This window comes from Calothrix sp. NIES-3974, from assembly GCF_002368395.1.
In the GTDB taxonomy this organism is placed as follows: Bacteria; Cyanobacteriota; Cyanobacteriia; order Cyanobacteriales; family Nostocaceae; genus NIES-3974.
On the sequence record NZ_AP018254.1, the window covers coordinates 3,586,632 to 3,612,286 of the forward strand.

Sequence of the window (25,655 nt, forward strand, 5' to 3'; positions counted from 1 at the left end):
GATGACCAAATTACTTGAACAAGCGATCGCGCGATTCAATAATCTGCTGATTGATAAGCAACTTGGCGAATTGTCAGACCTGATAATGGCTGCGAAGGAATCGACTAATGCTAGATGGACAAGGTACTAAGGAACCATATCTACTTCCGACTCTCGTACAGGAATAGTCACAGCACTCACAGGTTGGGAGGATGTGCTGGTGATTTCCTTGAGGGTTTCAGGTGATTTTTTCCCAGAGAGCATATCTCTTCGATTAATCAAAAAAATGCTGACGAGGGTAAAGCTCACACCTGTCCACTGCAAACTAGTTAGGGTTTCCTGGAGGAGCAAATTCCCAAATAACAAGGCGAAAACAGGTGTGAGAAAGGTCAGCGAACTTAAACTAGTCAAGTTTCCCCGTGAAGCGAAATAGAAAAATAACCCATAGGCGATCGCACTACCAAATATGGTTGCATATGCTAACGCAATCCAATCATTCCCAGCTAAATTTTGCCATTGTTGGGATTCTTTCCAACCTGACAAACCCCATAATGGTAAGCCACCGATAATCATATGCCATCCCGTCGCTGTCACCACATCCGCATGACGACTGACAAAACGGATACTTACTGTCCCAATCGCCATTGACAGGGCTGCCAATAGCATCAGCCATTCCCCACCTACAAAAATCGATTGCCATCCCAAACTATTTGATGTCAAATTATCAGTAAAAATACTGAAGAGAAACTCATCTGGTATACCAATTAAACTAATTCCTCCCACCCCTAAAACTAACCCCAACCAACCCCAGATACCAATGCGATCGCCGAATAACCATAGGGACAATAGGGCTACAGCTAGGGGTTGGGAATCAATCATAATCGAGCCTAAACCTGCTCCCGTCCTCACTAAACCCTCTGCGAGAAAACCCTGAAATAGACTAACATCAATCAGGGCAAACCCACAAATCCATAGCCATGCTTTCCATCCCCGTGGTTGGGGTCTACCCATGAAAATTGCCGCCACTAAAATTAACACCCCAGCTGGTATTACCCTTACTCCTGCCATAAATAGGGGAGATGTGTGGGGTATAACTCCTTTCATTGCCACCATCGCTGTTCCCCATAAAAAGAAGGGGGCAATTAAAAGTAAGGCAGAGATGGGGTTCCAGGATGCACGCTCAATCGATTGCATGGGGTTTTTTATCAAGTTTGTAAACTAAATATTATTTTCCTTTACTTAATTTTACCTGAACATGGCGGTTTCGGCAGTAAATAATACCTATTTCATAAGAAAAGGGGAGTGATTTGTAATTCGTAATTTGTAATAGCCTGTGGCAACGCTTCGCGTACGTAATTTGTAATTTGTAATACTCGCTACGTGGGGAGCAGGTTACGTAATAGCCTGCGGCAATGCTTCGCGCACGTAATTTGTGATTTGTGGTTCAAAGTGTGGCTTGCCAATTTTCTAAATCAGCTAAGGCGCGATCGCGATATTTGCCGTATCTTTCAGGTTTGCTTTTAATTTTTATTTCCAAGTCTGGTAATATACCAAAATTTGGTGGCATTGGTTGAAAATACCTAGGTGCTGCGGTACTAATAAATTCAAAGAGTGCCCCCATCATGGTGGTTTTGGGCAGTTCTACAGGTTCTTTCCCTAATGCTATGCGGGCGGCGTTGGTTCCAGCTAACCATCCTCCGGCGGCGGCGGCTGTGTATCCTTCTGTACCAATTAACTGTCCGGCGGCGAGGATGTGGGGATAATTTTTAAATTGCAATTTGGCATTCAGTAATTGGGGTGCATTAATAAAGGTATTACGATGCATCACCCCTAAGCGGACGAATTCGGCATTTTCTAAACCGGGAATCATCCGGAAAATCCGCTTTTGTTCACCCCAGCGCAGATTGGTTTGAAAGCCGACCATATTCCAGAGTTGCCCAGCTTTGTCTTCTTGACGTAATTGTACCACCGCATAGGCCCACTGGGGTTTACCATCTTCCCGCAAGGGTGCATTGGGTGAGGCTAAACCGACGGGTTTGAGGGGACCGTAGCGCATAGTATCTTCTCCCCGGAGAGCTAATTCTTCGATGGGTAAGCAGGCTTCAAAGAATTTGGCGCTTTCCCGTTCAAAGTCCTTTAATTCGGTTTGTTCTGCTTGACAAAGTTCTTCGCGAAACCGTAGATATTCGGCCTTATTCATGGGACAATTTAAGTATGCTGCCTCCCCTTTGTCGTAGCGGGAAGCCATAAAGGCAATCTCACGATTAATCGATTCCCCGACAATAATGGGACTGGCTGCATCAAAAAAGCTGAGGTATTCCATCCCCGTCAGTCGGCGTAAATCTTCCGCTAAAGCTGGACTTGTCAATGGACCACTGGCAATGACGACAATTCCTGAAGGGATGGTGGTGATTTCCTCCCGTCGCAACTCAATCAAAGGGTGTTGTGTAAGGGTTGTGGTTAAATCCTGACTAAATACAGCTCGATCCACTGCTAAAGCTCCTCCCGCAGGAACCTGGTGTTCATCGGCTTTACTAATGACCACCGACCCTAAACGTCGCAACTCTTCATGGAGTAAGCCTGTTGCGCGATCGCTGCTCATGGCTCCAAAGGAGTTACTACACACCAATTCTGCCAAATGTTCGGTGTGATGCGCTCCTCCAAAGCGTTGTGGACGCATTTCATGGAGAATTACCGCAACCCCAGCTTGGGCTATTTGCCAAGCTGCTTCGGTTCCTGCGAGTCCACCGCCAATGACATGTATTGGTTGTTGTGACATGGGGTATTTTTACCAAAAATTGGGTCTAGAGCCTGGTCTTTGTCCGACGGCTTTCTGTATGTATTTTAGAATAATAAAGTATTTAGGGCATTAACTGCTTGGTTCGGTTTTGCTCAGACAAGCATTAGCACTATTTACGACTACTTCACCACATAGCCCGCATTTCTCACAAAACCCTAAAACTCACAGGGAATAGGGAGTAGGGAGTAGTGAGTAGAAGGAACATCAATCCGTTACTCAAGGCTTATATCGATTATCTTGTACTTCTATCTTGTACTTTGAAATAAATGAAACTAGAATAATTAACGGTTACAGCCCCTGATAGTAGCAAGCATTAGCGTAAACGATATTACAACTTGCTTGTGAGAATTTCAGGATAGGTTCTGACGGGTTCATAGTTTGGCTTTAGCTCCGAAAAAGTTTTAATATAAAGCGCTAAAGTGCAACTAAATGCCTTTCTTTACTAATACTCCCTACTCCCTAAAAAATTCCTCAGAAGTCCAATATTTTGATTTTGCCCAGATAATTCTAAGTTTTGTGTTGACTAGGGGAAGAATACAGATTTTGCCCCCAAAATACGCTACATTCATAAACGCGAATAAGCACTAAGGTTGGGGCTGATTTTTCTGTGTTAGTAAAAAAATACACAAAATCTAGGATAGAGAAAATCACATGAAATCCCTGTTTCCGATTGGAGTTACGGTCAGTCTTGGTGTAATTCTATCCACCAATATGAGTGTTGTTGATGCCGCTAATGTTCGCTCTCCCCGACAAGCTGCTCGCAGCACGGTAAGTATTGAACGTGAATTTACTGAACTAAAAGGTAATATCAAGTACGTTGCCCAGAATTTAAGTTTGGCGGGGACGAAATCGCGGGTAAAGCCGGTTCTACCTTTACAAGTGCCACCCTCCACACCAGTGGTAGAAATGCAGCGATTGTTTGCTTCCAATACACCCTATCTGATTTTTGTGAGTACGGAAGCGAAAAAGTGGCGGGGGTTACAGCAGTTTCATCTCTACAGTTTAGCGGAAAAAGCGATCGCCCAGTTTGCTCCCCAGGGTGTTAGTTTTGATTATCAACGGGATGTGGAATCCTGGTTGGGTAAGCAGGTTGTCTTCGGGTTTTTACCGAAGCGTCAGGGTAGTTTAGCAACTTTGGAGTCGAGTTATATTGGGGTGATTCCGGTGCGTGATCAATCCCGTGCTGAGATGTTTTTGGGTTTTTTGGAAACTGACCAAACACGGGTGAAAACTCGTGATTACAAGGGTATTAAAATTTATGAGGTGACTACCCCGAATTTATCAACTCCACCGAAACCAAAACCAGTACCGAAGGCTTTACCGGAGCAAACGTTAACTACTATTTTGGGTGGTCAATCTCGGACGATTGCGGTTGCTAGTTTACCGGGGTATATGGTGACGGGGTTGAGTGGAAGTGCAATTGAACAGGTGATTGATAACTATCAAGGGAATGGGAATCATCTGGGGAATAATCAAGATTTTCAGGAATTTTGGAGGCGATCGCAATCTGAGGAGGTTTTAATTTCTCTTTACCAAAATCCGCGAGAAACGATGGTGTTGTACCAAGATATTCTCAAGGATCCAAATTTAGGGATGGGACAGGTGGAATTACCCCAGTTTATTCAAGACCTGTTAAATCCAGATAAATATAAAGGCTATCGCTATTCCCAAGGTTTATTCAAGTTACAACCGGAAGGTGTACGCATACAGTTTGCTATTCATAATCATCCAGATGCAGCTAATAAGCAACTCAAGGATGCAAAACCGGTTCCAGTGGTGGGAAGAATGCCGGGTGCTACCTATACTAGTTTTAGTAGTAGCAATTTAAGTTTACAATGGCAAGGAATTGTCAATCTGTTCGGGGGAATCAAGGAATTCCAAGATGGTTTAAATAGTTTTAGGGAATTTTTCCGTACTAGCACTGGTTTAGATTTTGACAAGGATATCCTGGGTTGGATTGATGGGGAATATGGTTTGTTTCTATACCCAACCAAGGGCGGATTTTTAAATACAATTTTGCCCAATTTTAATGCCGGATTTGGATTTGTCGTGGAAACCCAGCAGCCAGAGGTAGCGAAAAATACCCTGAACAAATTAGAAACTTTACTCAAATCCGTCAGTGGAGGTGCGCTCAAAGTTGCTAATCGTAGTATTCAGGGACAACCAGTAACTAGTTGGGAATTGGAAGCAAATCAAAGTTTATTTGCCTACAGTTGGCTCAACCCCAATACAATCATGATGGGTAGTGGTGCAGGTGCGATCGCGGAACTAGTTCCCAATCCCCGTTCACCTTTGAATACTGCCTATAATTTTACCACTGCCACTAATTCTTTGCCCAAACCCAACAAGGGATACTTTTACATGAATATGGGTTCCCTGCTTTCCTGGATATATGGATTCGTTCCCGCAGAATTCCATGCAAATCAGGATTTTCGCACGTTTAAGGAAGCCATTGGTTCGGTGTATAGTTTATCTACCACCGCTTCCCAGATACCCAATGGTGAACAATTTGATTCATTGATTGTCCTTGCTCCAAATCGTTCCCGTTCAGGGAATTAAATCCTGATTGCGGTGGTAAGACGAAGACGTAATACATGGAGGCGTAATATTAATATATATTCAAATATATATTCATGTATGGCGTTGCTGAATACAAATATGAATTGAAAATTTGACGTTGTGTAGAGACGTAGCAATGCCACGTCTCTACGACGATTGTGGTTTCAATATAAAATGTAAATAATCATAATTCATACCCAAATTCAGCAACACCCATGTATTGCGGTGGTGAGAAGGAGACGTAATATATTACGTCTCTACAATAATATTTGTTCGTCGCATTCTTTTTTCTATAATTACGAATTACGAATTTCCCTTCGGCAACTCATACATAATAATCTTTCCTTTGAAATCCTCCTCCACAAACACTAAAAAGTTGCCATTTTTACGCTTGTAAGCACGGATACCGTAGGCAATGTCAACCCAACCTAATTCTCCGGATACTTCTGGACCTGGTTTTAGGGTTTGCAGTCGCTTACCAGTTTGGGTGTCGTAGACGAAGACTTCCCAGGTTTTGGCTGTGGTGACAAAAATGCGATCGCGTTCCACATCCATTGCTACAGGAGTTAAGACTTCGGGGGGGTGACTTTTGTCAGTTGGGAGAACAATTCGCCATCGGGGTTTACGGTTTCCTTTGCTCCAGTTATCAATCCGGACAATTTCCGAACCGATATCCTTGGCATAATCACTACCAACAGCCGGATTATCCTTGGTAAACCCAGATAAATACATCGTATCACTTTCGGGGAAATATTCAATTCGTCGCAGGTCGCCAATAAAATCGGGATGGGTTTGTTTTTCCATTTTGGCATAGCTGTAAATCGGATTGCCGTGACTATCAAATCCTTGTAACGGAAAATGACGAATACCCTTACCATCCTGAGTACGCAGAGTTTTCCAAATGTCCCCTCGACTATCTACCGACCAACCCCCAATGTAGGGATAATCTTCGCTTTGGTCGTACTCCTGGGCTTCAAATTTACCATTACCATTGCGATCGCGCCAAATCCATTCTCCTTTTTGGGGTTGATTGGGTGGCCATGTTCCGCTAAATGCAGCTTTTCCTTGGGGATCGGTTCCCACCAGTAGACCGGAAGGGATGGCAATTTCTCCATCGGTTTTGGGATTAAATCGGTATATTTGCACCTTCCCCCCGTACATATCCATCAAGTACATTAACAAACGTCCCTGGATACGACGGATAATTGCCGCATCGGGAGCTGAGTGTAAACGGGGGTCTTGGGGATATTTGAAGGGATTCACCGTATAGCCAGTATAATTCCATTGTTTCCCTGGAGGTTTGCTGTAATCCATTGCAAACCGTTCCTGCTTGGCAAATACACTCGCTCCATCATTAGCTGGGTCTGCATCGGCATTATCAATAAAGTGTAAACCCAATAACCGCCATTTTAATTTACCATTGGGACTAAATGCCCGCAAATCCACACCGGAACGATGAAAACCATTATTACTCACATAAATATTACCTTGCCTATCCACCCCTAAGCCACTAATACCGTACAACTTTTGGTCTTGAATTTGTCCCGGTACTCCCGCAAATACACCGTTTCTCACCCCAAAAGTTCCTACCTGCTTGGGTTGGCTACCCAAAGCATAAATTAATACCTGTTGTCGAGGGCCATTCTCTGCCACCAATAACCTTCCCTGGTTATCCAGCGCTAGAGCAGTTGGTTCCACCACATCGGTAATCGCTCCCGCTAACAGCTTACCTTCACGGGAATAATGGGATACCCGACCAGTTTGGGCAATCCACAGGGTATTATCCTTCCCAACTGCGATCGCACCCGGATTTTTCACCGCAAATTTACGGATAGGCTGCATACTCGTCTTGTTATAGACATGTACCAGATTCCCTTTACCTTCACTGACAAATAATAAATCCCCAGCTACAGCTAAACCCGTAACTTCATTCGCGGTACTGACAATCGCCATACTTTTATCATGTCCCCTTCCCGACGGAAAAGGTGCAGGTTCCCCATTCAGAGTATAACGTCGGACACAGTGCCAATCCGTACCCTTGGGTGGATAATCGAATTTGGGGTCAGCATTTTGTTCAAAAAATTGCTGCATTGCTAAGTAAATATATTTACTATCGGCGGTGACGGCAACTCCACCCAAGCGACCCCAACCATGCAAATCCTTGGCCATGCCGATAACATCACCGTTTTTATAGATACCCGCTTCCCGTGAGGCTTCGTCCCAAGGACTATTGGTATAGATTGTCCCATCACCACTGACGTAAATGGAGCGGACATCGATTTGTACCCATTTGTTGTTATTACCAAAGGTGTTCCCAATCCATGAGGTTTTATGGGTAGGTGAGGAACTTTTGTAAGCTTGGGTGATAGGAACGTTACCAAGCTGAAAATGGGTCTGAATCAATACCAATAGTAAAGCGCTGGCAAATATCCCCAGGATGAATTTAACTAGTAGGGGACGAAAAAATGTAGCTGTGTGTTGATTGTGTTTAAAAATCATCAATATTATGATTTATTTATGATTTATTTTGGTTTGTTGGATGATTTTCCGAAAAAACGCAGTAATTTAATTGGGTAATTATATTTACTAATCCCTGACTTATAAGTGAGTTGGGAGTAGGGAATTGGGAGTAGGAAAAAGCAAATTTCATCAGTGTCGGTGTAATTTATGTCATGACGATTATTACCTACTGTGTTTTTTGGGGTTCCCCATTAATCACTGCTGTCGAAATGATTTATTTTGTAAACTAGCAAAAATACCCTCAGCTAACATTAATTTCATGAAAATTTCATCATTAAGGGTTATTTCTTTAAATTAGATTTATTTAACGTCAGGATTCGGTTGATTCACAAAACTCCTAAAAGCTTTATTCTCTAAGCATTGTTAGTGATTCGAGAAAATTTCCCTATGGCAATCATAATTGCAAAGAAAGAGGGAAAATACTTAGATAAAAATAGACTTTTATATATGTTTCAGCATACTTTCTTTTTCAGAAACATTTGTGGACTAATATATCGAGAATTTTTATTAAATTGACGTGAATTCGACAGATTGCAAACGCTACAATTCCTGTAAATCAATAATTTTGAATGTTAAAGTTTAAAGTAACCTCATTCATTAGTTGAGAACAAAGTCAATAACTGACTGATTCCAGATTGAATGATTTTATTCTCAATATACTAGGAGGTTTTTAGAAACTTGGATTACCTACGAATGATACTGGACAAGAGTTTCAGAGTTTATAACCCATCGACCTGATGTTAAATTATAATTTTTAGAGTTATGGTAAATAAATTTCATTTTTCATATGTTGGTATTTTGAGCTTTTTAACTATTAGTACTGGTTTATTGATGTATCTATCTCAAACTTCCCTTCAAGGCGATTTCACAAATCCAATCATTAGTCCAGATGGAAAATATTTTATTTTAACACAAAGACACCCAATGTTATTTGCAATGCCAGGAGGGGGAAGCGACGCTCCCGCGACGGTATATCTTTATGATGCCACAGGAAATCAATTAAACAGTAAAAATATTGAAATGGTTCAACTGATTGATATTAGTTGGTTAGGTGATGGAGTGACAGTGACACCAGTGGCAGAAAAGTGGAATTTACCTAAAATAAATGACATCAATATTCTTTTATTTAGTGCTGCTTATACGGGAAATCAACAAGAAGTAGAAAAATTTTTGGCAAAAGGTGCGGATATTAATTTTAAAACTGAACTTGACCAAACTTTGTTACACGCAGCAGTGATTGGAAATAATAAATCCATAGTTCAATTATTTATTGATAAAGGAATTGATGTCAATGCGATTGATAAGACAGGACAAACAATTTTGCACAAAGCAGCGATTCGAGGAAATGCGGCAATGATTGAATTATTAATTGCTAACGGTGTGGATCTGAATATGCTGGATCAAGATAAAATTACTGCTCTGACTCTAGCAGCCATGCATGGGAATGTACAAGCAATGAAAGTACTAATTAATCGAGGAGCAAATGTAAATAATGACAGTTACCAATCTCCTTTGCATTCTGTTTTGGCTAGGTGGAAACCAAGTAAAGCCAAACAAGAAATTATCAAAATTTTGTTAGCAAAAGGAGTAGAAAAACAACAGAATTTGCTCCTCTATACAATTATACACCCAGATTTAGATACTGCAAAATTACTACTAAATCATGGTGTTGACATTAATGAAGTTGATTCCTACAATCAAGAAACTGTTTTGATGAAAGTGATTCGGCAAAATGAAATGACAACGTCGCTACAAACAGAATTTGTCAATTTATTTATATCCCGAGGTATAGATATTGATACTCAAAATATGGATGGTCAAACTGCTTTAGAACTTGCGGAGAAATTGGGAAAATCAGAAATAGTTAAATTAATTCAACAGCAAAAAAATTAATCTTTGGTTTGCCCATTTTTTGTCACCCGGTTTTGACTGTACCCTGTGGAAAGGTTTTGTCTATGACTGTCAATGGTTAATAGTCAACAAATCTACATGTAAGATTTTATAAATCCTTAACGGATTACTATATCTATGTTGAAAAATGATTCCAACAGATAAAAATAATCCAAAATCTGTGTTGCAAGGTTTTGTGGAAGAATAAATCTTCCCCGAAGTTTACTGGAAAGCGCAAAGTCTACGGGGAGATACTCCCACCGTAGAACTTTGTCAGAAGAAAATCTTCCCGGTAACTTCTCTTCCCCAACTTTCCGCAAAATCCAAAATCCAAAATATTCAATGACGAGGAGAAAACTTGGTGAACCGAAGTGAAAATTATCAGCAATTAGAATCCGCATCAATTTTATGTTTAGGATTAGGATGGTTTCCCACCAGTCCAGGAGGTTTAGAACGGTATGTATACGAATTAACCCATCAATTAACAACCAAAGGCGATCGCGTGGAATTGTGTGGTGTGGGTTTACCACCACAAACAAGCAATCCTCACCTGAAACTGACTAATTTAGCTGCACCGGACACCTCAATCCTGTCCCGTTTACAATCCTGTCGTCGGCAATTTCGCGCTACCCGTGGTCAGGAAAAACCAGATGCAATTAATTTACATTTTGCCCTCTATGCATCCCCAATTCTAGATTTATTACCCAAAGACGTACCGATTACCTTTAATTTTCACGGTCCTTGGGTCTCCGAAAGTCAAGAAGAAACCGACAGGAACAAACTACTTGACAACCTCAAACGCTGGTTAATCGAACAACGTACCTACAATCGCTGCGATCGCTTTATCGTTCTTAGTAAAGCCTTCGGTACAATTCTCCACCAAGAATACCATATCCCCTGGTCAAAAATCCATATTATCCCCGGTGCAGCCGAAACGGAAAGATTCGCACCTACCCTTTCTCCACAAGCAGCTAGGGAAAAATTAGGCTGGCACACAGAACGTCCTATTTTATACACAGCCCGCCGTTTAGTACAACGAGTTGGTTTAGACAAACTGATTAACGCAGTAGCCCAAATTAAAACCCAAATCCCCGATATTTGGTTAGCGATCGCGGGACGGGGATATCTCCAGGAAACCCTAGAAGCTCAGGTACAAGCCCTCGGATTAGAGGATAATATCAAATTCGTCGGTTTTCTACCAGATGGGGATTTACCGATTGCCTATCAAGCTGCTAACCTAACTATTATGCCCAGCCAATCCTTTGAAGGCTTTGGTCTAGCCATTGTCGAATCCTTAGCCTGTGGGACTCCGGTAATTTGCACCCCCATCGGAGGTATGCCAGAAATTCTCACCCCCTTCTCCCCCCAATTAATTACCTCCTCCACCAATGAAAATGCGATCGCTACTACCATCATCGACGCGCTACAGGGAAAAATTCCCATTCCTTCCCGCAATCAGTGTCGTGAATATGCCCTCAGTCATTTTACCTGGGAAAAGGTAGCAGAAGACATCAGGAAAGTGTTGTTAATGCCGAAATGAAAAAAATTTGTAGAGACGTAATATAATACGTCTCTACGTGGATGTGTTACAAACATTTTGCAAATCTGTATAAGTAGCCTACAGGTAGTGCTGATCCCAAAACCACAGATGCGCGTAGCACAGTTCTCTTGAAGATGAAAGTGATTTTTCCCCACTCCCTACTCCCCATTCCCTAATTCCTATCGAAAATCCCTATCGAAAATATTTAAGGGTAAAACTTTTGCCTACTGACCAACCATACTCCGACCAATTTCCACAACTTCCCCTGGTTGCGGTTCTAATACCTGACAGTCTAGCTGATTTTGCAACAGTAAGGCGCGCAATTCCTCGTTACTACCTTTAGCTTGTAACAAAGATGAAAGCAAACCCTCAAACTCCACATCACCCCCTGCGGCTGTAGGAATAATATATTGGGGTTTTAACCATTTGGCAACCTGTACCGTACTTTCTAAACCTCTAATCACCGCACCCAATAAGGGAATGTCGATACTAATAGTCGGGGTAATTACCACATCCACGGGAGGTATATCTTGCAATTGGGGAGAGTGATTACCGTGGGGTTCATAGTAAATGGTGGTCTTATCATCCAAGTCCTGAATTAAATAACCATTTTCAATGGAACTCATACCAACTTGGGAACCACGGGTCGCTGTGATTTTCAATTTACCAGGAATTATCTGTTCCTGTCCGTGAGCAAGGGTGGTAATTTGGGTGTAGCCTAATTCTTTCACCACTTTACTTGCATTGGGAGAAGCTACCACCGGAATGTTGTGGTCAAGTGCTTTTAAGGTTGGAGGATGGGAATGGTCTTCTAATCCCTGGGAAAGGATTATTAAATCAATATTTTCCGGAATAGCTCGCGGTTGCTGACGATATCCTCTAAAAAACCAAGTTTGGTTAGCAAATACCAGGTCACCTACTAACCAAGGGTCAAGCAATATCCGCATCTGCTTGGTTTCAATTAACCACGAATTACTATCAAGCCAAGTTAAACGCATAATCGATTTTGGATTTTGGATTTTATATTGTAACTAGTTAGATTTTTAGTCAATTAACTTCAAAAATCCATGAAAGTCAATCATGACCTAATTGATAATACCAATTTGAGAAAGAAGAATGCCACATATGAATTTTGTTAGACCAAACCCAATATATTGCATCTTATATTCTGGGTGTGTTAGAGGATGTTTTTCAAGTGTCAATAAATACTTTATCAAGCACTGATTGAAGAGATTGAAGAGAGTAAATAGCCTCAAACGGTATATTTATCTTGAGAAACAGACGCGAAATGTCGCGTCTTTCCCGATTCCCTTCTGCCTACTCCCAAAAAACGAGCTTGTTAAGTGTAACATCAGACTTTTAAAACATCCTCTTAGAAACATTTTTTTTAATCAGTATCATTCAATTTAAAAGCCAAAACTTACTCATAAAAGAAGAATATCGAATCAATTCAATAATGTACCATTTTTGTTTTGAAGTAATTTCCAGCTTGATTCAGCAACGAGTTTACAAATGGCTCTGACGACCTTATTCTTGATTTTGCATCCTCTTCCTAACCGCTTTGGATTATACTGGGAATGTTATCTGGGAAAAGAAAACCTTTTCTTTACAAAGATTAACATAGATTTGGGAATTTCGTCTGTTTGCTGCGGGAATCAATGGAAAGCTGGGGTGGAAATTGGCAGGAATGGCTGATGGTATCTGGTTATTTAGGTTTGCTCGTCGTGGTTGTGACAATTGTCTTGTTTGCCCCTAAATCCAGGTAACCAGGGTAGAATTGTCTAAATCAATAGCGTCGAAAGATGCTACATATAACCTCTGTTACATCCTCGTTAGCAAAACGGAGGATGGTACCGTTAGGGAGAATTTTCACGCGATCGCGGCATTCGTAAATTTTACTTGGTTGGGTAATGCCGTCAATACTTGCAGTCGCACGATATTCCCAGTATTTCTTGGCGCTGCGCTTAATATTTAAAATACAAATATGATGGCCATTGACATCTCGACACACTACTGCATTGGCTGGTAGGGGAAGAATCAAGCTAAAAATCAAGACAATTAAGAACAGGAAAACTTTGACTTGGTGCATAATTGCGGAAAATCGAGCATATAGAATACAGGATACAGAATTTAGTCATTCTGGGGAAATGAAGCTTGGTATAACAAGTTTTGTGGATAACCTGTAGCGCGTGGATTAATTGGGTGATGATGGGAATATGACATGTTTGGGGAAAAATTCTGGCTATGAACGGTTTAATGCAAATTTTCTGGTCTTATTTGCAAACTAAATACCTACGTAAGTTTAATAGTCGTCAAGAATTGGAAAAATGGCAAGAAGAACAGGTGAAAAAATTTTTACACCAAATCATTCCCCAATCTAAATTCTATCAAACATACTATAAAGGTTTGGATATAGCTAATTGGCGAGATTTTCCGACTATTAATAAATCCATCATGATGGATAATTTTGATGATTTGAATACGGTGGGGATTAGCAAACAACAGGCATTTGATATTGCTTTACAAGCGGAAAAATCTCGTTACTTTGCTTCCACATTAAATGGTTTTACCATCGGTATGTCATCGGGAACAAGTGGAAATCGAGGATTATTTATTGTAAGTCAACAAGAGCAGCAAAAATGGGCGGGTGCAATTTTAGCTAAAGGATTACCTACATCAATTTTACAACCGCAGAAAATTGCCTTTTTTTTACGAGCAAATAGTAATTTATATCAAACCGTTAAACGGCAACATATTCAATTCGAGTATTTTGACTTGTTTGAGCCAGTAGAAAGTAACTTGCAAAGATTAAACAACTATCAACCGAGTATTTTAGTTGCTCCCCCTTCAATGTTACGGATAATTGCAGCATCTCAGGAAAATCAAACTTTAAAAATTAATCCTCGCAAAATTATTTCCGTTGCTGAAGTTCTAGACCCAATTGATAATCAATATATTAGTCAAGTATTCGGTCAAATTATCCATCAATTTTACCAATGTACAGAAGGATTCTTAGGTTACACCTGTAAATACGGCACATTACATTTAAATGAAGATATTTTAGTCATTCAAAAACAATATATAGACAAAGATAAGGGCAAATTTATGCCCATTATTACAGACTTTAATCGCCGCAGCCAACCGATAATTCGCTATTGCCTCAATGACATTTTAACAGAAGCCCAGCAACCTTGTCTCTGCGGTTCTAATTTAACTGCGATCGCGAGCATTGAAGGCAGACAAGATGATATATTTTATTTACCCCATATTAGCCAGGGAAAATTACAACCTATTTTCCCTGATTTTATCCGTCGTGCAATTATTTCCGCATCTTCAAAAATTCTGGAATATCAAGTGATTCAAGTCAGTCTAAATATGATTGAAATAGAATTAAAGCTTTCTGGGGGAACAAATAAAGCAGAAATAGAATCATCCATCTGTCAAAAGATGGAAACTTTATTTACCTCCCAAAACTGTCAAATTCCCCAAATAGTTTTTAAAAACTATTCACCATGTACTAAACATCATCAAAAATTACGTCGAGTTCGATGTAATTTGGAAATAAATTAATATTTTTCCGTAGATGCAACATACAAATACAGTACCCCAACAGGTTAATCTATAACTGAGAGTTTTCAGGATAAATTAAGATGAGATTAATATCTAAATTAATCGGTTTTGCATTATTACTAACAGGTTTATATTTCCTCGGACAGAATATCTACTTTACTACCAATGTATATCCCTATTGGTGGAGAGGAATAGCAGCCGATTTTTCCATACTTTCTCTCACTTTAGGAATTGTACTCCTGTTTATTCTCCCCAGTCGAGATAAAACCATCGGTTGGATAATAATGGCAATAGGTGTTTTGTTCGTCTTTCTCAGTAGTAAGGCTGTTCTCAGTCCAACTAGTCTTTGGCAATTTTGTCTATCACTTGCTTCCTTTGTTGGTGGATATCAAATGTTAACTACGGGTCGGATTAATATTTAATAAGTAAAAATTGTCGTTGAGATCAGGGAGACGATCCGTCGGGTCGTCTCTACTCTACACGGTTCCTACGTATTAGATTTAAACCATTACCGGGGTTGTATTACAGCCATTAGTGTAGGAAAGACGTGTAAAATTTTTCTGCGATCGCATATCAAATTTATTCGCTAACTTATCTCCGTCAGACTTGAAAACAAAACTCATCAAGAACCAATCAAGAATCTAATTCTCCAAAGCGATCGCGGTATTTTTGTAGCAATGTCTCCACATCTCTTAATTGTTGCATAGTCTCTTCTGCTCGTAGACGTTCCTGTTCTGCTCGTAGACGTTCCTGTTCTGCTCGTAGACGTTCCTGTTGTGCTTTTTGCTCCAGTTCCACTGGTGTGAGGAAGGGAGTTCCATCTGGACGGTAAATAATTAATTCGTGATTATCGATGGAAAAGCTTACTCCTAAACGGGGACTCGTCCAACCGTCAATGTGAGCGATTGGTATTAGTTGCTCTCCTTGTCGCAACCATCCTTTGAGTTCGTAACGATCTGGATCGTATTGATAGTATTCTTCCACCCCATAGGTTTGGTAAAACTCTAGTTTGCGCTCCATCTCCTCCAGGTTGTTGCTAGGTGAGAGAATTTCGTAAACGACCTGGGGAGAGATATTATCTTCTTGCCATTGTTTATAGGAACCCCTTCGTCCCTTGGGTCTACCAAATACCACCATCACATCCGGTGCAACAGGAGAGATAATACGGGATTTGACCGGGTACCACAGCAAATCTCCAGCGACAAAAACATTTGGATCGTTAGCAAACAATATTTCCAGATTTTCCTTAATCAGGACAATCCATTTAAACTGTTCGGTATTGTCTGCCATTGGTTTGCCGTCGCTGTCGGGGAAATATAAGTCAGCATCGGAGCGAAAGAAAGTTGTCATAGTTTTGCCCCATAGGATACTATTACCCCACTCATACTGATGAATATCATACCAAATAATTTGGGATTTGGAAAAAGTGAGCGATAAAGTTTGAGTAACAGGTTGATTTCCCCACTACGGGCATTTAGAGTTTGTGCTGTGGCACTATTTCACTGCTAGCTCGTGAATCTGTGTTTAGATGTCTTGTTTACAGTCAAAAAATTGGACGTTGCTGAATACAAATATGAATTGATTTACATTGTGTTGTAGAGATGTAGCACTGCTACGTCTCTACCAATGCGTTGTTCATCCCACAGATGTATAGGTACATCCTATTACCAAAATCGACTATGGGTTATGGTTGTCGGTAAAAATCATCCTGAATTTGGTGAATCATAATGCGTTGGAGATTTATTTCCCGTCAAATTTCCATTATCGGATGCATACTTGGATTATGCCTTGTCCTTATTTTACATGCTTGTCAAGCAGCACCGACACCCCAACCAACACCATCTCCCCAAACCCAACAAACTTCCTCTCCATCCTTACCAGCAGAAACAGTTGCGATCCTCAAAAGTGCGGGTTCTGGGGGTGTGTTTAATCCCAAACGTGGTAATGTTCGTTTTGTGGTGATTAGTGACTTGAATAGTGCTTACGGTTCCACTGATTACGACCCAGAAGTAGATAAAGGTGTAGCATTAATTCCATTTTGGCAACCGGATTTAGTTATATGTGCTGGAGATATGGTTGCAGGTCAAAAACTTTCCCTTACCCCAGCACAAATTCAAGCCATGTGGTCTGCATTTGATCAGCGTGTTGCAGCACCCCTACGTCGTTTGAGAATTCCCTTGGGTCTGACAATTGGTAATCATGATGCAAGTGGAGCTTTCAAAACAGAGGGAAATTTTATCTTTCAAACAGAAAGGGATTTAGCATCAGCCTATTGGAATGACCCGAAACATAATCCGGGAGTGGAATTTGTCGATAAATTTGAATTTCCTTTTTATTATACGTTTAAATATCAAGATATTTTTTTCCTGGTTTGGGATGGTTCCTCCAGTCGTATTCCCAATGATAAATGGAAATGGGTCGAAAAAACCCTTGCAAGTCCCGCAGCACAATCGGCAAAAATGCGAATTCTCCTTGGTCATTTACCCTTGTATGCAGTTGCAGTTGGTCGTAATAAACCGGGTGATGTGATGGAAAATGCCGACAAAATTCGGGAAATGTTGGAAAAATATCACGTTCATACCTATATTAGCGGTCATCATCACGCCTATTATCCTGGTCATCGTGGTAAATTGCAGCTATTACATTCAGGTCTTTTGGGTTCTGGACCCCGACCGTTAGTTGATCAAGAAAACCGTTCCCCGAAAACCTTGACGGTTGTTGATATTGATTTCCAAAAACCCCAACTTACTAACTATACGACCTATGATATCCGGACTTTGAAGGTGATTAAAAATCAAGAATTACCGCGTTTTTTGATGGGTCATAACGGTATAGTTCTCCGACAGGATGTGAAAGAGCAAGAATTAACTAGTCAGGAAAAATCCCTTTGTACACAACGTTTAAATCGACAATTATGTGCTGCTTAGAATCTTATCAGAAAACCTCTCTTCAAAACGGAGAGTGGCAGAAAAATATATAGATAGTTTGAAAATTTATGGTTGGAGAGGATTTTTTAATTTGTTGTAGCAATATTTTTGTGGTTGTAGAGACGTAGCAATGCTACGTCTCTACGATAATTTTTAAATTAATATTTTTATTTGGCAATACCCCCAAAATTTTGGCAACACATCTAGAATAGGAGACGCGATATAATATCACGTCTCTACAAAATTTATCTGTTGCATTCTTTTTTTGATTAGCATAACGTCCACTAAAATCAACTAGATAAACTAGTAGCACATCACCCAATAAATCTTTGATAATGACACCAACTATCGCCAACCAAGAGCTTTTAAACCTGGTACAATTACGTAATGACTGAGGGCAAGGAATAAAGTTGTCAAAATCCCTGCAAGGGTAAAAAATATAATTTTTAATGGTAAGTTGGAAACGATTGGTTCCATTGGTAGGGCAAAATTTTCAATTGGGAAAAAGCCAAAATAAATTAAAATAGCAAAAGATAGTGCTGTTCCAAAGGCTGTTGTCACTGCGTAAACAATTTTATGGCTTTTAAAACCTAAACCCAAGGTTGAACAGGATACGGCAATTAGTATTAATCCCATTATCCCTTCCCCCTGACTATTGGAGGTTAATAATTGCAGTGCCAACCAACCTAGCCCATAGCCAATTATACTCGTCACCGAAGCACTGATATATTGACGTTTTTGACCAAATGCACCAGCTGTAGTCAGACCCCAGGTAGTTCCCAAACCAGCTGCAATAAATAATAAAATTTCTGCTCCGGCAATATCTACGGTATTCGGAATCACCGCAGCAAAACGATTTTGAATAAATTGACTTAAACCGGTTCCCAACCTGGTTTGGTAAGCAATCAGAAAACCGATGATTGTCCCCAGGGTTGCACCAATGGATGCTAATAACATAGACAGGATAATACTAAAAACCGCGATCGCAACATCTCTAATTCCCCTTAAAGTCACGATAATCGTCTGGGAAACTGCTGTTATAGCCGTATTAACTGCGTTGGTAATATGACCAGATGCTTGACTGACAAATTGGGTGATGGGGTAGGTATTGTGATGATGACTGGTATTGATATTTTGGGAATTAATCCGTTGAGAAACCTGACTAATGGTTTGATTAATCTTTTGCTGTACAGTTCCCTGTAATTGAGCAAAAATCGGCTGGGTATTACTCGCGATGGAAATTTGCTGGAGACGACGCTTAATAATAGCCGCATTCGCTGGACGCGATCGCATATCTAGATGTACCATCTCATCCAACAAGTCTGCTAACTTGGGTTTTACTGTGACTAAATGTCGCCATTCCAATTTACCCGTGTGTGCATCCTCCAATTCGGTAGGATTCTTACCTGTCAATAATTCAATAATCGTCCGTCCCAAGGCATAAAAATCCGCTTGGGGACCCACATATCCACCAATCAACTGTTCCGGAGGACTATACCCAGAGGAAAATAACCGCGTAGAACGCACTGTAAGACGCAACCTACCTGAACTAAACTGTTTTACCCCTCCAAAGTCAATTAACACCAATTGATCACCCCGTGTCCCTCCCCGCGAAAACACCGCACTCCGTAACATCATATTTGAAGGTTTAATATCACGGTGGATAATATTACGCTCATGCAAATGTTCCAAAATATCAATCGCTTGGGTCAACCAATTAATAATCAAACCCTGGGGACAACCTTGGGGATAATGCCTTTGAATCTCCTCCAGGGTCAACCCTTCAATCTTTTCCATCACCAAACAGGACAAAACTCGCTGACGGGGATAGCTCACCTGTACCTGGAAATCACCACAAACATCCACCTGGGGAACCCCCGGATGTTCTAAATGACACAACACCTCCGCTTCCTGAGCAAATAATTCCAATGCCTTTGGTGAATCCTCAATCAGAACCTTCAAAACCTTTTCTACCTGCATCACCAAATCCCAAACCGTATAAATTTGGGCAAAACCGCCAGAACCCAAGCGTTTCAGGGGAACATAGCGTTCAAGTAACTCTAATTGCGCACCGCAACTAGTACAAAATCGATTTCCCCACGGTTGAGGAAACGAGTTTGCACATTCCGGGTTGATACAGTGAATCGCACTATGCTTAACGTGGGACACGACCGCTCTCTAAATCACTGGATGGGTTTCATTGGTATATATTCCAGCCTAGCGCGAACTTTTATAATTATTCGTAACTGGTAATCGCCTTTGCCGAAAAGCAGATCAATTCACCTTCAAGCGATCGCGAAGTGGCTTGTCTATGACATCGCGACATCATGTCAGGTGAGGGTTGGAAGTGCGATTGATGCCAATCTATTATCTCGTGACCATGCTCCGCGTGGTCACGCAGTTAGGAAGGCTCCGCCTTCTGTTACGAGGCTAGAGCCTCGTGGAATTCGCTCCCACACCGAGCATGGGAGCGAGGGAAAAGGCTTTAGTCCTTGTCGTTCTCACTTTGAGCTATATACTGGTGCGTATTTTTACTCAAAAACGAGTCGCACCGTTTCAATCCCTAATAGGGATTAATTTGAATTGCAATTGCCACGATGGGCATCTTGGAATGTGATCCCGATACTTATCTTCAGTGGGTTTAATCAACTTGGATAAACGCATCCTCAGTTTAGCATACTGAGTTTCGGTCAAATCGCACTCAAACACAGAATACTGCATCCATTGACCATAGGACTTGAGAATTTTGTGAATCTTAGTACGACGCTTATCTTCAGGAACATGGTAGGAAACAACTATTTTTGAATGACGAGAGGGGGATACTTATCAGTTTGACCCATCAGAAATTAAGACCAATGGACGCAAGAGGCGATCGCTACCTCGTCACTTTGCCAAATATCCTTAACTAAATTTGATTTTTCTTTAGATTTCGTTACTAAAACCGTCTCTGCTCGATTACTGACAGGTATCACGTCATAATTGCTGCTCAAAAATCAAGGCAAAATCTACATATACTGGGCAAAAATCAAACTACAAAATTAATATAGAGCAAGCATTTACAACCAAAAGAGTATAAATTAACTAAAAGTATATTTAAAAACCTTTTAATGACTGATTTCACCCAATTTTTGTCTGATAACATCTAATTTAGCTTCATCGATATCAGTAAGACATAAACCAATAATTGGTATATAAAAACACTTTAAATAGAGGAATATAGCTAGATTTGCCATACATTTGCCAAATTTATACATCGGCAAAAAGTATTTTGCCGGGGATATTTTGGTGGCAAATCAACAAAAGCTACAAATTTATGTCACAGTTTTTGCCAAGATGATATTATTTCCAAATATTTCCCAAATCAGTAATCTGGGTAATAGCCGGTATGAGTGAAAAAACGATTGAGAATTACGGGAAAGGGTTTCTCGTAATGATTTTGCCTGTCTCGTTCCTGGTTATTTTCCTGGCAGTAACTTGGCGGATTTTGCTAGCGCTGACAATGGTAATCATGGGATTTAACCTTTGGCAGCGATATCGCTGGGAGCAGTGGTGTTATCAGGTGAACCCGATGTTTCACCAGATAATTGAGCGAAATCAAGGACGGGTTACACCGATGGAATTAGCCGCCAATGGCAAATTTTCTGGTGATGTGGCAAAACGCTATCTGGATACAAAAGCCCATGAATTTGGCGCGAATATCCTTAATCAAGAAGATGGTAGTAAAGTTTATTACTTTATGACCGCCAATGTGATTAGTGATATTTTCGATAGCAGTGAACCTGTTGCCAAAATTCCCGGCAAAAAAGTTGCTAATTCTGGCAATTTATTGCTAGCTGCACCAGAAAAAACCCCCGCAGTCGAGACCCAAACCACCGCAACTTTGACTATGCCAATGCAGCATACAGAAGTTGAGGAACAAGTCGAGGTGGAGGAAACTGCACCACCAGTCACCGAAACCAAGAAAGCGATCGCCGAACAATTAGTATTTGGTTCCCTGATTCAATCGGAGTTGGCGAAAAGGTTGAATGTCTATTCCAGCACAGTTTTCAAGCGACGTGGTGACCCTGATTTTCCCGAATGGAGCCGCAATCGAGATCCGGATGGAATTGCTTGGCGTTATGACCGCAAAAGCAAGGAATTTTTCCCGCTAGAAGATAAGGCTTGAAGGTTGACAGTTAAAAGTTAACGGTTAACAGTTAGTTGTCTACCCATATTTTTTGGCATTTAAACCAATCGCCTCGCTAATCGAGTTTAACTGGTGTTGTTCAAGTTGCTCAATTAATCCGGTGAGGATACGACGTACCATCACCGGACCCTCATAAATCCAACCCGTATAAACTTGAACCAGACAAGCTCCAGCAGTGATTTTGTCCCAAGCATCTGCGGCGGTAAAAATACCGCCAACACCGATAATAGGTAATTTGCCATCAGTTTGTTGGTAGATATAGCGGATAATGTCGGTTGCGCGATCGCGAACTGGTAGACCACTAATTCCCCCTGCTTCTGCTTGGGGTGGTTTTCCTGTCGTTGGGATAATTTGGGTTTTGAGACCCTCACGGCTAATCGTCGTATTGGTGGCGATGATACCAGCCAACCCATAGGTTTTCGCCAATTGAATAATATCCGCGATCGCATCCAGTTCTAAATCGGGTGCGATTTTCACAAATATGGGTTTATGGTGGCTATTTTCTGCTTGAAGTGCGGCCAAAATTGTGCTTAACATCGTTGCATCCTGGAGCGATCGCAATCCTGGTGTATTCGGAGAAGAAACGTTAATCACAAAATAATCACCGTAGGGTTGGAGAAGGCGAAAACTTTGACAATAGTCCTCGGCGGCAGATTCTAGGGGGGTAATTTTTGATTTGCCTAAATTTATACCTAAAGGTATTGGTGAAGTAAAGCGGCTACGTAGTGCTTGTAAACGCTGGCTCAAAGCTTGTGCCCCTTGATTATTAAAACCCATCCGATTTAAAGCCGCCAAATCCTGTGGCAATCGAAACAAACGTGGTTGGGGATTTCCCGGTTGAGCGTGCCATGTCACCGTCCCCAACTCCGCAAACCCAAACCCCAAACTACCCCAAACCGCAGCCGCAACCCCATCCTTATCAAAACCAGCCGCTAAACCCACCGGATTGGGAAAATTTAACCCAAACAGCAATTGGTGTAACCGTCGATCATTCACACCAAAAGCCCCTTGGAGCCGAGAATTTAGCCATTGATTACCAGGCTGACTAACAACATTTGCCAAACCCTTTAAACTTGCGATCGCATAATTATGCATCAACTCCGGATCTGCCTTGACTACATTAAACAGAAACGGACGTACAGCTTGTTTATAAATATCCATCAGCGCCAAAAGTTATACCAGTCGTACCAGTTGTTGTAAATTTTTCCACTTACATAGAGGGAGTAGGGAGTAGGGAATAGGGAGTAGCCATCTCCATGAGAAGTGCCTATGGGTAGTGTTGTCGTCAAATAGCCTTATGGCAGAGAACTATGTACACCAGAACATCTGAAAGTGATTTTTCCCCACTCACTAATCCCTACTCCCTCTGCACCAAGCCAAAATTTTCTAAATAACTTGATGACGATGAAAGTTATACCCGATTGAGTGGGAATAATCTAATCAGAGGTTTTGGCTAGTCAATTTTTATCATATGACTTATTCGTCCCCCCAAAGACGTAGTGTTGCTCTGACTACACGAACGGAATTTTCGCCGTTTGGTAACAAGTTAGTTCAATCAGGGTTTGTCAACAGCGACCAAATGCGGCAAGCTTTAATCGAAAGCCGCAAATCCGGTAGACCCTTAACGGAGGTGGTTGAATCCATCTCCGGTCGCCAATTGTCACCGGAATTATTAAGACTGTATAAAAAGCAACAATTATTTGAACTCAAAATCCTGTACGGAGTTGATTCCCTTGACCCAGAAATTAACACCATTGGTAATTCCTTGGTTGGTCAATTAATCGAAACTCTGATTCCAGTGGATATTTGTCGTCGTCATCGTTTGGTTCCCCTCTCCAAAAATGAGGAGGAAAATCCGCCATCGGTGTTAGTTGCGATGGTTGATCCAGACAACTTGGAAGCATCCGACGACTTGAATCGGATTTTGCGTCCCCAGGGTTTGAGCTTGCGACGCATGGTAATCACCCAGGAGGATTACCAACAAATTATTAACCGTTATTTGGATGATTTAGCGGTTAAACAGAAACATATTGAACAGGAACGCTATACCGACATCAACCAAGACCTGGAAAACCTTGGTGATTTGGATTTAGCGGATGCACCAGAAGAAGGGGAAGTTGACCTTGGTTCTGCAATGAAGGGAGCAGAAGATGCACCCATCATTAACCTGGTCAACCGAATTCTGGCGAAAGCTCTACAAGATAAGGTTTCAGACATTCATATTGAACCCCAAGAAGAAAACCTCCGCATCCGTTTTCGTAAAGACGGGGTATTGCGGGAAGCCTTCGACCCCCTACCGAAAAAAATTATTCCGGCTGTCACAGCCCGTTTTAAAATTATTGCCCAACTAGACATCGCCGAACGTCGTTTACCCCAGGATGGTCGGATTCGGCGGATGTTTGAAGGTAGAAAAGTTGACTTTCGGGTCAATACCCTACCTAGTCGCTACGGTGAAAAAGTCGTATTGCGGATTTTAGATAACTCTGCCACCCAATTAGGCTTAGATAAATTAATTACCGACCCGGAGACCCTTTCCATTGTCAAAGATATGGTATCTCGTCCCTTCGGCTTGATTTTGGTGACAGGACCTACGGGTTCCGGAAAAACCACCTCCTTATATTCAGCACTGGCTGAACGGAACGAACCAGGGATTAATATTAGTACGGTAGAGGACCCGATTGAGTATAGTTTGCCAGGGATTACCCAAGTCCAGGTGATTCGGGAAAAGGGTTTAGATTTTGCCACCGCTTTGCGAGCATTTTTGCGTCAAGACCCGGATGTCTTACTCGTTGGGGAAACACGAGACAAAGAAACAGCTAAAACCGCCATCGAAGCCGCATTAACTGGACACTTAGTTTTGACCACCCTCCACACCAACGATGCACCGGGTGCGATCGCCCGTTTAGGGGAAATGGGTATCGAACCATTCATGATTTCCAGTTCTCTCATTGGTGTACTAGCACAACGTTTAGTCAGACGGGTTTGTCCCGATTGTCGGATTCCCTACACACCCACCACTGAAGAATTAGCCCGCTACGGTCTATCTGCTTCCCAAACCGAAGGGGTCATTTTCTATAAAGCGAATAGTCTCAGTAATGAGCAAATTCAAACTGCGAAAAATAATAATACCCTCTGTCCTACTTGTAATGGGGTGGGTTACAAAGGTCGATGTGGTGTGTATGAGGTGATGCGAGTTACCGAACAATTACAAACACTTATTAACGAAGAAGCACCCACAGAACGGATCAAAGAAGTAGCTGTAGAGGAGGGAATGAAAACCTTACTTGCCTATAGTTTAGATTTGGTCAAACAAGGACAAACCACCCTGGAAGAAGTTGAACGGGTAACGTTTACCGATACTGGTTTAGAAGCGGAACTCAAAGCGAAACGTAAAAGCGGTCTAACCTGTCGAACATGTCATGCTCAACTCCAACCAGAATGGCTAGATTGTCCCTATTGTATGACCCCCAGATTCCAAGACTGAAGGGATTTTAGATTTTAGATGTTGGATTGGAGTCAATGTGAATACTCCTACGGTAAGTGACTACGCATCTACCTAATTTGCCATTAAACCTCGTTAATTAAAACAGGAGTTTTTGTCATTGCGTAGACATGTTAGCAGCTAATCAATCTCCAACAACCCATAAATGCACTCTATATCAAATCCAGCATCAAATACGGGAA

The 25,655-nt window shown here is 41.3% G+C and carries 18 protein-coding genes and 1 pseudogene; 10 read left to right on the plus strand and 9 right to left on the minus strand.

Annotated elements, in window-relative coordinates; all coding sequences use genetic code 11:
* The first annotated feature begins 1 nt into the window (after position 1).
* A complete protein-coding gene (locus CDC37_RS25540; RefSeq protein ID WP_255408809.1) occupies positions 2 to 130 on the plus strand; it encodes a hypothetical protein in 129 nt (42 codons plus the stop codon).
* On the opposite strand, the gene CDC37_RS14490 is transcribed toward CDC37_RS25540, so the two are convergent.
* Positions 127 to 1,173 carry a DMT family transporter gene (locus CDC37_RS14490; RefSeq protein ID WP_096622649.1) on the minus strand — a complete coding sequence of 349 codons (1,047 nt, stop codon included), beginning with the start codon at positions 1,171 to 1,173 and terminating at the stop codon, positions 127 to 129. The genes CDC37_RS25540 and CDC37_RS14490 overlap by 4 nt on opposite strands.
* Positions 1,174 to 1,423: 250 nt before the next feature.
* Complete coding sequence (trmFO, locus tag CDC37_RS14495; protein ID WP_096622650.1) at positions 1,424 to 2,758, minus strand: FADH(2)-oxidizing methylenetetrahydrofolate--tRNA-(uracil(54)-C(5))-methyltransferase TrmFO; 1,335 nt, start codon at positions 2,756 to 2,758, stop codon at positions 1,424 to 1,426.
* Between the two features lie 672 nt (positions 2,759 to 3,430).
* Between trmFO and CDC37_RS14500 the strand changes: the two genes are divergently transcribed.
* Positions 3,431 to 5,338: a DUF3352 domain-containing protein gene (locus tag CDC37_RS14500; protein WP_096622651.1), complete on the plus strand. Its 1,908-nt coding sequence runs from the start codon at positions 3,431 to 3,433 to the stop codon at positions 5,336 to 5,338.
* 303 nt (positions 5,339 to 5,641) lie between these two features.
* On the opposite strand, the gene CDC37_RS14505 is transcribed toward CDC37_RS14500, so the two are convergent.
* Entirely contained in the window at positions 5,642 to 7,837 is a 2,196-nt protein-coding gene (locus CDC37_RS14505) for a hypothetical protein (protein WP_096622652.1), read from the minus strand.
* A gap of 783 nt (positions 7,838 to 8,620) precedes the next feature.
* On the opposite strand from CDC37_RS14505, the gene CDC37_RS14510 reads away from it, so the two are divergent.
* Both CDC37_RS14510 and CDC37_RS14515 read left to right on the plus strand, forming a co-directional pair.
* Positions 8,621 to 9,751 carry an ankyrin repeat domain-containing protein gene (locus CDC37_RS14510; protein WP_096622653.1) on the plus strand — a complete coding sequence of 377 codons (1,131 nt, stop codon included), beginning with the start codon at positions 8,621 to 8,623 and terminating at the stop codon, positions 9,749 to 9,751.
* A 355-nt stretch (positions 9,752 to 10,106) separates the two neighbouring features.
* Complete coding sequence (locus CDC37_RS14515) at positions 10,107 to 11,288, plus strand: glycosyltransferase family 4 protein (protein WP_096622654.1); 1,182 nt, start codon at positions 10,107 to 10,109, stop codon at positions 11,286 to 11,288.
* A 224-nt stretch (positions 11,289 to 11,512) separates the two neighbouring features.
* Here CDC37_RS14515 and CDC37_RS14520 read toward each other — a convergent pair whose 3' ends face one another.
* Both CDC37_RS14520 and CDC37_RS14525 read right to left on the minus strand, forming a co-directional pair.
* Positions 11,513 to 12,286 carry an MBL fold metallo-hydrolase gene (locus CDC37_RS14520; protein WP_096622655.1) on the minus strand — a complete coding sequence of 258 codons (774 nt, stop codon included), beginning with the start codon at positions 12,284 to 12,286 and terminating at the stop codon, positions 11,513 to 11,515.
* Between the two features lie 788 nt (positions 12,287 to 13,074).
* Positions 13,075 to 13,377, minus strand: coding sequence for a hypothetical protein (locus tag CDC37_RS14525; RefSeq protein WP_096622656.1), 303 nt, complete (start codon positions 13,375 to 13,377; stop codon positions 13,075 to 13,077).
* Between the two features lie 155 nt (positions 13,378 to 13,532).
* On the opposite strand from CDC37_RS14525, the gene CDC37_RS14530 reads away from it, so the two are divergent.
* Positions 13,533 to 14,858 carry a F390 synthetase-related protein gene (locus CDC37_RS14530; RefSeq protein WP_096622657.1) on the plus strand — a complete coding sequence of 442 codons (1,326 nt, stop codon included), beginning with the start codon at positions 13,533 to 13,535 and terminating at the stop codon, positions 14,856 to 14,858.
* Positions 14,859 to 14,938: 80 nt separating this feature from the next.
* Positions 14,939 to 15,280 carry a hypothetical protein gene (locus CDC37_RS14535; protein WP_096622658.1) on the plus strand — a complete coding sequence of 114 codons (342 nt, stop codon included), beginning with the start codon at positions 14,939 to 14,941 and terminating at the stop codon, positions 15,278 to 15,280.
* 211 nt (positions 15,281 to 15,491) lie between these two features.
* On the opposite strand, the gene CDC37_RS14540 is transcribed toward CDC37_RS14535, so the two are convergent.
* Positions 15,492 to 16,208 carry a Uma2 family endonuclease gene (locus CDC37_RS14540; protein WP_096622659.1) on the minus strand — a complete coding sequence of 239 codons (717 nt, stop codon included), beginning with the start codon at positions 16,206 to 16,208 and terminating at the stop codon, positions 15,492 to 15,494.
* 377 nt (positions 16,209 to 16,585) lie between these two features.
* Between CDC37_RS14540 and CDC37_RS14545 the strand changes: the two genes are divergently transcribed.
* Positions 16,586 to 17,785 carry a metallophosphoesterase family protein gene (locus tag CDC37_RS14545; protein WP_096622660.1) on the plus strand — a complete coding sequence of 400 codons (1,200 nt, stop codon included), beginning with the start codon at positions 16,586 to 16,588 and terminating at the stop codon, positions 17,783 to 17,785.
* Between the two features lie 345 nt (positions 17,786 to 18,130).
* Here CDC37_RS14545 and CDC37_RS14555 read toward each other — a convergent pair whose 3' ends face one another.
* Both CDC37_RS14555 and cas2 read right to left on the minus strand, forming a co-directional pair.
* A complete protein-coding gene (locus CDC37_RS14555; RefSeq protein WP_096622662.1) occupies positions 18,131 to 19,954 on the minus strand; it encodes a serine/threonine protein kinase in 1,824 nt (607 codons plus the stop codon).
* Positions 19,955 to 20,404: 450 nt separating this feature from the next.
* Positions 20,405 to 20,584: pseudogene (cas2, locus tag CDC37_RS14560) on the minus strand (CRISPR-associated endonuclease Cas2); the annotation flags it as partial.
* Positions 20,585 to 21,022: 438 nt separating this feature from the next.
* Here cas2 and CDC37_RS24390 point away from each other — a divergent pair.
* Positions 21,023 to 21,178, plus strand: a complete 156-nt coding sequence (locus tag CDC37_RS24390) for a hypothetical protein (RefSeq protein WP_157780757.1) — start codon at positions 21,023 to 21,025, stop codon at positions 21,176 to 21,178.
* Positions 21,171 to 21,950 carry a hypothetical protein gene (locus tag CDC37_RS14565; RefSeq protein WP_096622664.1) on the plus strand — a complete coding sequence of 260 codons (780 nt, stop codon included), beginning with the start codon at positions 21,171 to 21,173 and terminating at the stop codon, positions 21,948 to 21,950. The genes CDC37_RS24390 and CDC37_RS14565 overlap by 8 nt, the downstream gene beginning before the upstream one ends.
* Positions 21,951 to 21,989: 39 nt before the next feature.
* Here the strand turns inward: CDC37_RS14565 and CDC37_RS14570 are convergent, their stop codons facing one another.
* The gene (locus CDC37_RS14570; protein ID WP_096622665.1) at positions 21,990 to 23,132 is read right to left on the minus strand and encodes a quinone-dependent dihydroorotate dehydrogenase; all 1,143 of its coding nucleotides are present in this window, start codon (positions 23,130 to 23,132) and stop codon (positions 21,990 to 21,992) included.
* Positions 23,133 to 23,442: 310 nt separating this feature from the next.
* Here CDC37_RS14570 and CDC37_RS14575 point away from each other — a divergent pair, with 310 nt between their 5' ends.
* Complete coding sequence (locus CDC37_RS14575) at positions 23,443 to 25,455, plus strand: GspE/PulE family protein (protein WP_096622666.1); 2,013 nt, start codon at positions 23,443 to 23,445, stop codon at positions 25,453 to 25,455.
* Positions 25,456 to 25,655 lie beyond the last annotated feature (200 nt).